Origin of the sequence: Paenibacillus sp. 276b (assembly GCF_900107875.1) — a bacterium.
Lineage (GTDB): Bacteria > Bacillota > Bacilli > Paenibacillales > Paenibacillaceae > Paenibacillus > Paenibacillus marchantiae.
The window spans coordinates 1,935,546-1,947,774 of the sequence record NZ_FNRR01000001.1 but is presented as its reverse complement, the minus strand read 5'-3'; the positions used below and the strand labels follow the sequence as shown (position 1 = coordinate 1,947,774).

Below are 12,229 nucleotides of genomic sequence, written 5' to 3'. Positions count from 1 at the left end.
AGTGATTATAATTTCACATCCAGCGAATAGCGATCGCGAAGTACTGACAAATGGTGGAGCTCATGTCCAGCCATAACAAATGCGATCGATCGAGCTGAAGCAGGATTATCACTGACGATCCCTCTACAGAGCCAAGCTTCTGGTGTGAGGCGACGGAGCATAAGAATGGTTGAGCGGCGTGTGACGGCATATTCTTCGTTCAGATCGGCTGCGGTATACGCATTGAAGGGTTGGCTCTGCATAAGCACGTCCTGATCGTAGCCAGGATGATTCGCTTTGTCACCTCTGGCGATGCGAAGCAATCGACTGCTCATGATGCGTTCGTTATCCAAAAGGTGGCCGATGACCTCCTTCACGCTCCATTTGCCTTCGGCGTAACGATAATTTGCTTGCTCCTCTGTTAATGAAGAAAGCAAAGTTTGTACGATGTTGGCCTGCTGCTCTAACCTTTCGATGATATTTCCTTCAGGAATAAGCCGGATGTAACCTTCATAAAAAGCTGCATATTCCGCTGTAGTAGGTCTTTCAACCATGTAAATGCCTCCTTTGGGATTCATAGCTCTGGAATATATTGTAGCATATATCTTACTTCCAGCATTGAAATTGGGCCCTCCGCTTTATGGGCGGAAGGGCCGATTTCATGTGATTTGCACAGTTTTATGGTTGGGCTGTTCCACATTCAATCCGTACGTCGTATCCCTTTTTGTTGAACAAATTTCTCCAAAATCGAAAAATCCTCAGTCACTTCTTTGAATGGTAGTGTGTCCAGCACCTGTTCCCGATAATTCTTTTTTGCCGCTGCGCTGAGACGGGAGTCTAGTATGCTGAGTATGCCAAGATCCGTTTCACTGCGAATCAAGCGTCCCGTTCCTTGCCTTAACCGGAGAAGCATATCCGGTACAAACACCTCCATGAACGAATTCTTCGTTACAGATGCCTTATATTCATAAATAGGGTCCGAAGGAACAGGGAAGGGCAGCCGGAAAATAATGACCTGTGACAGGTCAGAACCCTCGATATTCACGCCTTCCCAGAATACACCTGTACCCAGGAGCACACCTTTGCTTTTCCTGAATTCGGTGATAACACTGTCCTGGGAAGATCCTTCTTTCTGAATATGAACTGCCCATGTATATTCATCAGGCCTTGAAATCAGCTTCTTATGAATGTATTTCATGTCTTCCTTTGCTGAAAAAAGGACGATCGTTCTTCCTTGTGTTAAATCACAGAGTTGAACCAATTCGTTGTAGGCTGCTTCAAGATAGTCTTCGCGCTGGTCATGGTGGTAATATGGGACTACGTTCGAGATGTACATCATGGTATGGTTGGTGTAATCAAAAGGGGAGGATTTTCGATCCATAAAATCACCCTTATAACCGAGGGACTGCGTCAAATAAGAGTATTGTTCCTCCAGCGTATCCCCGCCTTGGCACAGCGTTGCCGACGTTAGGATAACAGGCGCTTTGCCATTAAATAAAGCATACTTCAGAAATTGGCTTATATCTTTGGGACAGATGCTGATCGTGGCTACTCCCAAGGGACTGCTTGCCCATATGAGATAGTTATCCTCTATTTCAGCCAAAACATGGATGAGGGTAATAAGCCCGTTTATGGCTTCGAAAGCGTCATCAATCTCCCGCTCGTGGCGGGAGGTCAAAATGGAAAGGCGAAGACTGAGATCTTTCAAATCGTTTGAGACTTGATATAACGGTATTCCTTTGATCTCCGACACTTTTATACGGTCGCTATCCTGCTTGGCATGGTGGAGCAGATCCGCATTTATCTGTTGGAAGATGCGTTCAATACATTTTTTTATAAGCTTGGATTGTGAGAAGAGACTTTTATCCCCGGACTGCTTCGTTAGAAGCTGTACAGTATTATCCAGAATGCGGCTGATTCCCCGATAAGTGAACTCAAGCGTTCTGGCATCTCGAACTTTTGCTTCCAGATTATGCGCTTCATCAATGACGATCAGAGCCGGCTGTTCTGAGATGATACTCTTGGTTCCTTCTTTTTTCTTCATCAAATCCCGTATGAGCAGGTCCTGGTTCACAATAATAAAATCAATCTCATGAGCCTTTGCATTTAATTTAGCTCTCATATCGTAAAACAAGCACGCATTTTTATGATGGCAACGTTCAAATTTGCAATCATTTACGGAAAAGTTGGACCATTCGGCATCACTAATTCCAGCTTTAATATCCGCTCTTTCATCAATTTCAAAATCTAAAATGCGCTGGGCAAGGGTAGACAGTGAGGAGTTCGGATTATCAGGCCTGCTCCATTCCGCGGCCCTACTTCGGCACGCATACTGCCCCATACCTTTCCCAACGACAGAGCGAACTGTTGTGAAGCCCAACCTGCTACCAATGACTCTTAAATCTTTATGTATCTGTTCCGAAAGCTGAATGGAGGATGTAGCTATAATGACCGGTTTCTGGGACATTTGATTCATGAGCAGGCTCGGTATCAGGTAGCCAAAAGACTTACCGATTCCAACACCAGCTTCAATCATGGCGTTATGCCCGTAGATATAAGCATCGGCTATATCGAGAGACATTTCTTGCTGCCCGATTCGCTCTCTAAGACCAATTCGAGGGAACCGATCATAGATTCGGAAGATGGCGTTAACCAAAGATCGTTCGATTTCCTTTTTTGATTCCCGTTTATTTATCTTATAGAGATCATTTAACCAGTTAATAACGAGCGCCCCCCTTCCAAATGAAAGATCCTCTTGTAGGAATTTTTTAGTCAAACTGTAATTATCTTAGATACTGAGATAACAGTCAAGTGTTCATAAGGAAGCGGTGGAAGGTAAGCAACCAGCCAATTGGTCAGATACGAAAAAACATTGGGCCGAATAAGACGAAGACAGTAATATGAAGACAAGGAGAAGAGCGAACAGGGCACACCAGTGCTTTGTTCGCTCTTCTTAATCAACGGTTGGAATTGATTAATTGAAATTCTTATAATAAACCAAATGATCTGTCCACTCATCGTTTTCGTGTATGAAACCTTTGCGAACACATTCAAATTCCATGCCTACACTTTCCGCAAGTTTCATAGAAGATATATTATCCATATTAATATGGGCTTCTATACGGTGGAATTTTAGTTGTTCAAATGCAATAAGAAGAGCTTCATTCACGGCTTCTTTGCCGTAGCCTTTTCTCCAATACTGATTATGGATGGTATATCCGAAGCTTGCCCATTGAAAATCCGCTCTTGCTAAAGTCGCAATATCAATCATACCCAGATGTGTACCATCTTCCTTTCTAAATACACCAAATACATAAACGGCATCTGTACGCGCTAACTCTTGATGTCGATCTACAAGATGATGAAACCAATCCGGTGTACATTCAGTCATATCCATTTTCCCTTTATCGTTTCGGTGTTGGGAGGGAAAACGGTTTTCAAATGCATTTAACCAATTTTCATAGTCGTCTTTCTTTAAAGGTCTTATTACTAACCGTTCTGTCTCTGAAATATAATCAAATTGTTCTGCATTCAATCCCAAGTGACATCTCCTCTGAATTATCTTTTTTCATTTACATCATTAAGCAATCCAAGTTTATCATAGGATACATCTGTTGAGAACAAGAACGAAAGGGACATCCATTTGATTAGAAATCACAATTAATAGGGCGGCTAGACATCTTTGCAATAAACGGTTTAATGGTAAAATAGTGAAAATGGTTCATGTTGGAGGATGCTCATGTATAAACTGATGATCGTAGAGGATGAACTGCTCATGCGGGTTGGAATTCGTTCCATGCTAAACTGGGAAGACTACAATTTCTATGTTGCGGGAGAAGCGGGGAACGGGAAGGAAGCGTTGGAACTCGCGCTAGAAGTGACCCCTGATCTAATTATTACCGATATCAAGATGCCGATCATGGATGGGTTAGAGCTCATACAAGAGGCATCTTGTTTATTGAAAACCTGTAAATATGTCATCCTGAGCAATTTTGACGAATTCCATTATGTAAAAGAGGCACTGAAGCTTGGGGCTGTAGACTACTTGATTAAAAGTGAGATTACAGAAACCTCTCTAGTTGATCTTCTTATCACCATTGAAGAGAAATTAAAAAGTGAACGTGACACTAAGACCAACGTACCATTTATGACACACGACTATTTCAAGAGCCTGAGACATCTAAAGGATAGCTTTTTCCAAGATGTTGTAAGCGGATTCATAAATGAAAAGGATATGGTTCCCAAAGCTGAAGAAATGCATTTCCGTATACGATCAGACAAGTTGGTCGTCATCCAGTTTATTGTGGACTATTACGAGGAAGCGAAGAGGAAATATGTCGAGAAGGGGGAAAAACTACTTCGATTCTCTATTCTGAATATTATGGAAGAGATCATTCCATCCAAATGGGAGAAAGAGATTTTCGTGGAAAGCTCCTCTGAATATTGGGTTATTGTCAATGTTCTTCCTGGGAGTGAGTCTGTACAAGCTGATCTAAACAAACTATGTAATAAGCTTCTGTCTTCAATCAAAGATTTTATGAATCTGTCACTCTCAGCGGGTGTAAGTACAATCGTTTCCGATTTCCATGGCATAAGACAGGCATGTCGAGAAGCGGAATTCGCCCTAAGGCAAAGTTTCTTTAAAGGCAGCAACCAGATACTGTACTACGCGGACGTGATTCAAGCTCCAGCTCGGAGAGAAGTGAATGGAATGCTCAGTCCGGAGCAAGAACGAGATTTCCTCAAATTATGGGTGAGTAAAGATAACAAAAAGGCGGAGGAATTCCTTGAAGAAATTCGCTCTGATCTGGAGGTGCAACGAGCAGATGAGAGCAGTATTCGCAAGCAATATATCATGGTGATGGAAACCATACACTCCCATCTCTCACGAGTTACTGAAAGAGGCAAGCTTTCATTTACCGAGAGATCGCCTTACGAAATCGTTTTGAGAGGAGAGTATTGGGAGGATATTCACCAAGATATGCTGGCTCATATCGCGTATTACTTTAAAACCGATTCCCAAATCATGCAGGAACGTTCCTACACAGACCTCGCCATTGAGTTAATGGACAAGTATTATGCTGAGGATATTTCGTTGCATAGTATTGCTAGCCAGATCAGTGTCAATCCTTCGTATCTTAGCCGATTGTTTAAGCAGGAAAAAGGAGAGAACTTCATCGCATACCTGACACGAGTTCGGATTGAACATGCCAAGGCTTACCTATTGAGCAGGGAACTGAGAGTATATGAAATCGCTGACAAGGTGGGCTACCATAATTACACGTACTTCAGTAAGATTTTCAAAAAATCGGTAGGATTCACTCCTGAGGAATATCGAGATCGACAGCAGGGACTCATGTAATCCGTGAATAGAGGTGCAGCATATGAAGCATGCCCGGCTCTTACCAATCAAGTACAAAATCATGGTGATATGTATAACTGTCATCATTCTTCCAGTACTTGTGATGACGATTAGTTCGTATTACTCTTCTGAGCGATTACTGGCACAGAATTATACAAATCTGCTCAACGATCTGGCCAAGCAGACGAATATTCGCATTGACGAGTTCCTAAAGGAGATTGAGAAGATCACACTGCTTGCCAGTAATGGACTTAGCGATAATTTATCCGCAACCCATGAAGGAAGCTTTCCGATCCAGGATTTCCTGCGAGAGGGTGATGAACAAAATGAGATTGCCGCATACAATATTTTGATGAATTATATCATGATGAAGGATCGCGTATTTTCCATCTACCTCTATAATTTGAACGGGGGACAAGATCTCTTCGTCAGTCCTAACCAGCCTATTGACCCGGACTTCAAAGTGGCGAACGAATTGTGGTTTAAAAAGTTCATGCATGATAATGATCGAACCATCACGTTGACAACCCGAATCGATGAGCAATTGGAGAATAAAATTCTGGCAGTGTCACACGCTCGTAAAATTCATGATGTGGCTAGCGGGGAACTGCTTGGCGTGATTGTCGTCAGCATTGATATAAAGTTCATCGAAATCGTTAATCGTAACTTGCAGGAAGGGCTACGTTCCAGGTTCATGATTGTCGATGAGAATGACAAAATTGTATATAACGTAGATGACCGCTTAATCGGTACATTGTTCCGGGACAACGTTCGTCCTCCCGAATCATTAAATGTTGTGGTGACCAGTCCACTTAGTCAGCAGAAATGGACTACTTACTTATACATGCCTTTGGATGAGCTGACTGCCGACGGCAAAATATTAGGGCATAATCTGGTTACACTGTCCATTGTCCTGGTTCTTTTTGCTGCCATTATTTCGATTTTTCTATCTCATGTCATCACCACCCCCATCAAGAAGCTGCTGCGCAATATCTCGTTGGTCGAGAAGGGGCAGTTTGAACAAGTTGAACATATTCGTTCTCGCGATGAGATTGGGCACTTATCAGTTCGATTTAACAAGATGTCACATGAATTGAAGCGTATGGTTGAGCGGATGCAACAGGAAGAAATAGAGAAGGCAAAGGCCGAGATGCGTGCGCTTCACGACCAGATCAAGCCTCATTTTCTGTATAATACTCTGGGTTCAGTGAAATGGATCGCCTCCATGCAGCAGGCTGACAAAATCGTGGAAATGACCGATGCATTAATCTCGATGCTTCGTTATGCAACTAGATCCGATGGAACCCTCGTAACGATTCGTGAAGAAATAGATAATATAGCGAATTACGTGACGATCCAGAATGTCAGGTACTACGACTGTATTCAAATGAAATATGAGATTGAGGATAGACTGCTCGATTATCGTATGCCCAAAATGATTCTGCAGCCCATTGTGGAGAATGCAATCTTTCACGGTCTGGCCGAACTTGAAGAAGACGGAGTCATTACCATTCGGATTCAATCACGGGGCAGAGATATTGTGATTGAAGTCTGCGATAATGGCATTGGTATGGATCAACATACGATCCAGAACTTTATGGAAGATAAGCTCGAAGCAGACAAAGGAACAGGCATCGGCCTGCATAATGTGCAGCGGCGTATTCAACTTCATTTTGGCAAGCCTTATGGAATACAGGTGGCTAGTCAGATTGGAGAAGGTACGACTTTTACCATTCTGCTACCTGCCATCAAAGAAACACTGTAGTCATAGAAATTATCATGCAAACGTTTACAATGTTAGAACGATTCCAAGTATATTTCGTAGGTTAAACACACGCAAAGAGCTTGCAGGATTAACTGCAAGCTCTTTTGGTTATCCTTTGACACTACCGAGTACCAAACCCTTGGTAAAGTATTTCTGCAAGAACGGATAAACGAGCAAAATCGGAATGGCACCCAAGAACATTTGAGCAGCGCGTCCAGTTCTGGCGTTCATCATCGATAACAGTTGAGTGTAATCGGAGCCGGATTTCAGCATGATTTGCTCAAAGCTCTGCAGCAGGGTCTGTAGGTAGCTTTGTAATGGATAATTGGCTGGATTGTTCATATAGATAATGCCATCGAACCATGAATTCCAATGGCCGACGATACTGAACAAACCGACCGTAGCGAGAGCGGGCTTGAGGAGCGGCAGTAGAATACGAAGCAATACCTGCACAGGCCCTGCACCGTCGATGATCGCTGATTCTTCTATCTCCTCCGGCAAACCTCTAATGAAATTCATAAGAATAATCATACTAAATACGGGCAGAGCTCCGGGCAGGATCAGAGACCAAATCGAATCAATCAAGCCCATTTTGACGACCACCAGATAGGTAGGAATTAATCCTCCGCTAAATAACATGGTCACAATGAAAAATCCCATATAGATATTACGGCCCATCAATTTTTGTTTGGATTTGGATAGTGGATAGGCGGTGAGCACGATCAGAACCAGATTTACAAACGTACCGAGAACGGTTCGTTGGATCGCCACCCAGAGAGAGGAGAAAAATGACCCTCCAGATAATGCAAATTCATAAGCCTTAGTTGTGAATTCAACTGGCCAGAACGTAACACTGCCCGCGGATACAGCGGAACTGCTACTGAATGATACAGCCAACAGGTTGATAAATGGGAGAATGCAGAGTAGGGAGATTAGAAGCAATATCATGTAGTTTAGGATATGGAACAAACGCCTGCTCATACTTTTATCATAGATCATAATGAACGTTCCTCCTTAGAAGATACGATAGCCGGCTACCCTGTAAGCCAGGAAATACGATACGGCAACGAGAACACTGGAAATGATGGATTTAAATAATCCGACAGCCGTACCAATCGAATACTGTGCCTGCTGAATTCCCAGACGGTATACATAGGTATCAATAATATCTCCCGTCTGATACACGACAGGGGAATACAGGTTATAGATTTGATCGAATCCGGCATTGAGGACGTTACCAAGTGACAACACAGTCATTAAGACAATCGTTGGCATGAGGAGGGGCAAAGTGATGTAGATGGTCTGCTTCCATCGTTTGGCTCCATCAATTACCGCAGCCTCATATAGACCAGGGTCAATACTGGTCAGGGCTGCTAGATATACAACCGTGCCGAATCCGAAGCCTTTCCAGATATCACTCACGATCATCGTCCATGGGAATATGGACGGTGTGCCCAGAAAAGAGATAGGTGCAATCCCGAATACGCCTAGAAATGTGTTGATGATGCCATCGGAGCTAAGTATATCCAGCATGATGCCAGCCATAATGACCCAAGACAGAAAGTTCGGAATATAAACCAGGGTTTGAAATGTACGTTTAACACCACTGTTCAGCACTTCGTTAAGCAGTAATGCGAAAATAACAGGCACGATAATGCCCCCGATAATCTTAAAGACGGACATATACAGTGTATTCCAGATGGTTCTTACGAAGTTTGGCTGACTAAATACATGGGAAAAATTGTCCCATCCAACCCATGGAGAGTTAAAGCCGAGACCCGGATTGTATTTTTGAAATGCAATAATAAGCCCATAAAAAGGGATGTAGCTAAAGATGAAGACCAAGACTAGGCTTGGGATCAACATGAGATGGTAGGGACTCTGCTGCTTCCATTTTCTCAGCATTCATATTCCTCCGTTCTTGGCAACCGCATTATTATTTTCCGTAGGCATCATTAACTGCCTGGGTTGCTTCATCGCCTCCGGCCGCTCGCCAATTCTGGACGACAACATCGAAATAATCGATACGTTCACTACCCATGATGATCTTGGTGAAGCCTTCTGTCAGAATATCATCCAGCGTTGTACCGTAACTTGATAGCACCTCCGGTGAAACACCCCATAGCGCCGTCTTTGTGTAGTTCTCGCTATCGAGTACTTTCTTAGCCAGACCATACGCATTCTTTGGAGCACCCTGTTGCAGATAATCACCAACTGCTCCCGGTGTTGCATTCTTCATAAACTCAACGCTGTTGTTATATTTCTGCCACATTCCCGAAGTTGTGAGCCCACTGGTATCCTCGGATTGAAGGGCTGCTGATACAGCCTCGAACTGCTCGTAATCTGAATTCGGATTAAGTACACGGAACGCCCCGACCACATGGGCAATATCATTGTCGAGCAAAGCGGATAGTGTTTCTTTGGATTCCTTACCATTGCCTTCATCAACGATATAAGCATAGTCATTCAAAATCTTAATCACTTCTTGAGGGCTCTTAAATCCCTTTTTCATGACAATATAATTGTTGTTGGCGAAGAAGATGGATTGTTTCGCTTCCTTACCATCAATGGTAGGGATGATATACGGATAAAAGATCGCGTCTTTACCCAGATTGGCTACTGTATCAACGCCAGGATTATAACCCCACCACTGGTAATAAGGCTGTACGCCCACTTTGCCGGCTACGATATCCGCGTTCATCGCATTAAAGTCTTTGATTGCAAATTCCGGATCAATGATACCTTGCTTGTACCATTCCGACCACTCAGCCAGTGCATTCTTCATCTCAGGCTGGACTGAGCCATACACTAATTTCCCACTGTTATCCTCCATCCACATATCTGGATGCGCATTCCATGCAATGGCGAGCAGGTTGAGGTAATCGAGTGATTGATCTACTGCTATGCCATATCCGCCGTGCTTTTCCATAAATTTCAGTGCAATGTTCTTGATGTCTTCCACCGATTTCGGATCTTGGAGACCCAGTTCTTCTTTCCAATCGTTCCGAATCCAGATGAAATCGGGTTGTTCAATTAATCCCCAGTGCATCTGCGGTATCCCGTACAGTTTGCCGTCCTTTTTACCAGACTCATAGCTATCCGCATCCGTTTCCATATAGCCTTTGAGACGTTCTGAAGCGTGTTGTTCAAAGACATCGGTAAGGTCCATTACCATATCTGCTTCGACTAGCTGCCTTAATTGTGATGGATTAACCCTAAACACGTCGGGGAGATCATTCGATGCTATAGCCAAATTCAATTTGGTATCATACTCATCGCTGACCCAGTCTGTTTTGACATCGATATTAAACTGCTCTTTGTATCGCTTAATCCACACATTGTTTGTGATATCATCTCCCTTTGGATATTTGGCAGAAGTATATTCTGACGTTACGGTGTGGATGGTTGTTATTCCGCCCTCGTTGGCATCCGAATCGGTATTGGATGTACTTTTCTCGGTGCTGCTTCCATTTGTACAGGCGGCGACCAATAAGGTCGACAGGCATAAAGACAACATCAAAGTTTTGGTTTTCTTGTTCATTTCCTTTCCCCCTTAAGCGTCATATTTGAATACGTTTTCTTGAAAATAGTCTAAACGAGAAAGGGAGAACGGGATATAAAGGTTATTGACGAGAATCCACATGTTTTTTTACTTTTGGGTTAAAGCGGAGAAATGACAAAAGTGGGTTGTGCACTTTTTTTACTTTTCACCAAATCTTTTTTTACTCATGGCCCAATGACAACGACCCAGATATTTTGATTCGATATTATTACGTGGCGGCAGTATTAACAAAAACAATAGAAGAATCTGGAATTTTAGGTTAAGATATATACATCTGAACAAAAAGGAGCGAATTTCAATGACTAACAAGGTGATTGTGCTTTAGGTTCACAGAAGGATATTTGCGGCATGGGAATTCCTTTTGTGGACATTGCAGTGCGGGAGATCGTCCCGACAATGTTTACTGGAGGAGATTATTATTAACTTTAACGAAGCTGTTAACATCAGCAATACGCATGTACTGGCATTGGTATCCGAGCTGTTTCATCTGGAGGGTTATAACATTCAGCTTATTCCACCTCATGAGGGTGGGCGGAATGTCGTTTACACCTGTGAGCAAGAGGGGGATGAATCGCTAATTCTCCGAGTGTCTTTTTTGCCTGACAGAAAGCGGGAAGATTACATTGCCGAGCTGGAATATGTCCAGTATCTGTTTGATCATGGAGCCAGCGTTTCGAATGTAGTGAGTTCCAAGAAGGGCAGTCTGTTAGAAGAGATCACTTATGATCATCATACGTTTTTTGTCAGCCTGTTTAACAAGGCCAAGGGAAAGTTGCTGGTAGAAAATAATTATCAGTACCGAGAAGGTGTTCCACTTACCGAATACTATTATAATAGCGGTAAAGTTCTGGGCAAAATGCATCAGCTATCCAAAAGCTATGTACCCGTCCATCGCCGGCATCATTTTTTTGATAATTACAAAGGTGAATATATCAACAACTTGATACCTGAATCATTCTCGCTGCTTAAGGAGAAGATGGTCGAGCTGCTGAATACTTTAAAAGGTTTGGATACAAACCAGGAAACATTCGGAATGATCCATTTCGATTATAACGATGGGAATTACTCGATCGATTTTAATACGGGTCAGATCACGGTGTATGATTTCGATAATTCATGCTTCGGTTGGTATATGTATGATCTAGCAGATCTATGGACACACGGTGTGGGCTGGATACAATTCGAACCTGACGCTGGTAAACGCAAAGCGTTCATGCATGATTATTTTGAAACCGCCCTCGCTGGTTATACTTCCGAAACCAAGATCGAAGATTCGATGTTGGAGAAGCTGCCTTTATTTATTCAAGTTACCCTTTTGGAGAATATCCTAGGTCAATTGGAGGAAATGCAGCATACGGGCGAAGAACCGGAGGATAACGAAGAAGTGTTGTATCTCATTAAATGTCTGGAAGAGGATATACCGTACAGGGGATTTTTCCATGACATGTATTCGAGTGAAGCACCCTTTACGTTATGAGGACCGCTGAAGTGACATACACCTGAAGCATGAATAACCAGTGACTAAACGAAGAGGCAGCCGGCATAGACCGGTTGCCTCTTT

At 43.0% G+C, this 12,229-nt stretch carries 9 protein-coding genes; 3 read left to right on the top strand and 6 right to left on the bottom strand.

Annotation, left to right across the window (positions count from 1 at the left end):
* Positions 1–5: 5 nt before the first annotated feature.
* From BLV50_RS08180 to BLV50_RS08170, 3 genes are all read right to left on the bottom strand, one after another.
* Positions 6–533: a DinB family protein gene (locus BLV50_RS08180; protein WP_063562666.1), complete on the bottom strand. Its 528-nt coding sequence runs from the start codon at positions 531–533 to the stop codon at positions 6–8.
* Positions 534–679: 146 nt separating this feature from the next.
* A complete protein-coding gene (locus BLV50_RS08175; RefSeq protein WP_256337895.1) occupies positions 680–2,635 on the bottom strand; it encodes an ATP-dependent DNA helicase in 1,956 nt (651 codons plus the stop codon).
* Positions 2,636–2,953: 318 nt separating this feature from the next.
* Positions 2,954–3,520 (bottom strand): GNAT family N-acetyltransferase, encoded by a 567-nt coding sequence (locus BLV50_RS08170; RefSeq protein WP_090806909.1) that lies wholly within the window; start codon positions 3,518–3,520, stop codon positions 2,954–2,956.
* A gap of 198 nt (positions 3,521–3,718) precedes the next feature.
* Between BLV50_RS08170 and BLV50_RS08165 the strand changes: the two genes are divergently transcribed.
* Together BLV50_RS08165 and BLV50_RS08160 are read left to right on the top strand one after the other, a co-directional pair.
* Entirely contained in the window at positions 3,719–5,341 is a 1,623-nt protein-coding gene (locus tag BLV50_RS08165) for a helix-turn-helix domain-containing protein (protein ID WP_177031139.1), read from the top strand.
* Positions 5,342–5,363: 22 nt separating this feature from the next.
* Positions 5,364–7,106, top strand: a complete 1,743-nt coding sequence (locus tag BLV50_RS08160; RefSeq protein ID WP_072733175.1) for a cache domain-containing sensor histidine kinase — start codon at positions 5,364–5,366, stop codon at positions 7,104–7,106.
* A 108-nt stretch (positions 7,107–7,214) separates the two neighbouring features.
* Here the strand turns inward: BLV50_RS08160 and BLV50_RS08155 are convergent, their stop codons facing one another.
* Genes BLV50_RS08155 through BLV50_RS08145 form a run of 3 tightly spaced genes read right to left on the bottom strand, consistent with a single transcriptional unit; the run spans position 7,215 to position 10,647 of the window.
* Positions 7,215–8,105: a carbohydrate ABC transporter permease gene (locus BLV50_RS08155; protein WP_063562661.1), complete on the bottom strand. Its 891-nt coding sequence runs from the start codon at positions 8,103–8,105 to the stop codon at positions 7,215–7,217.
* Positions 8,106–8,120: 15 nt separating this feature from the next.
* A complete protein-coding gene (locus BLV50_RS08150) occupies positions 8,121–9,011 on the bottom strand; it encodes an ABC transporter permease (protein WP_063562660.1) in 891 nt (296 codons plus the stop codon).
* Positions 9,012–9,042: 31 nt separating this feature from the next.
* The gene (locus tag BLV50_RS08145) at positions 9,043–10,647 is read right to left on the bottom strand and encodes a type 2 periplasmic-binding domain-containing protein (protein WP_063562659.1); all 1,605 of its coding nucleotides are present in this window, start codon (positions 10,645–10,647) and stop codon (positions 9,043–9,045) included.
* 391 nt (positions 10,648–11,038) lie between these two features.
* On the opposite strand from BLV50_RS08145, the gene BLV50_RS08140 reads away from it, so the two are divergent.
* Positions 11,039–12,145 carry a phosphotransferase enzyme family protein gene (locus BLV50_RS08140; protein WP_256337894.1) on the top strand — a complete coding sequence of 369 codons (1,107 nt, stop codon included), beginning with the start codon at positions 11,039–11,041 and terminating at the stop codon, positions 12,143–12,145.
* Positions 12,146–12,229 lie beyond the last annotated feature (84 nt).

Bases quoted from the DNA above. Each gene is read 5' to 3' on its own strand.
- BLV50_RS08180 (WP_063562666.1), bottom strand. From the start codon at position 533: ATGGTTGAAAGACCTACTACAGCGGAATATGCAGCTTTTTATGAAGGT.
- BLV50_RS08165 (WP_177031139.1), top strand. From the start codon at position 3,719: ATGTATAAACTGATGATCGTAGAGGATGAACTGCTCATGCGGGTTGGA.
- BLV50_RS08160 (WP_072733175.1), top strand. From the start codon at position 5,364: ATGAAGCATGCCCGGCTCTTACCAATCAAGTACAAAATCATGGTGATA.
- BLV50_RS08155 (WP_063562661.1), bottom strand. From the start codon at position 8,105: ATGATCTATGATAAAAGTATGAGCAGGCGTTTGTTCCATATCCTAAAC.
- BLV50_RS08150 (WP_063562660.1), bottom strand. From the start codon at position 9,011: ATGCTGAGAAAATGGAAGCAGCAGAGTCCCTACCATCTCATGTTGATC.
- BLV50_RS08145 (WP_063562659.1), bottom strand. From the start codon at position 10,647: ATGAACAAGAAAACCAAAACTTTGATGTTGTCTTTATGCCTGTCGACC.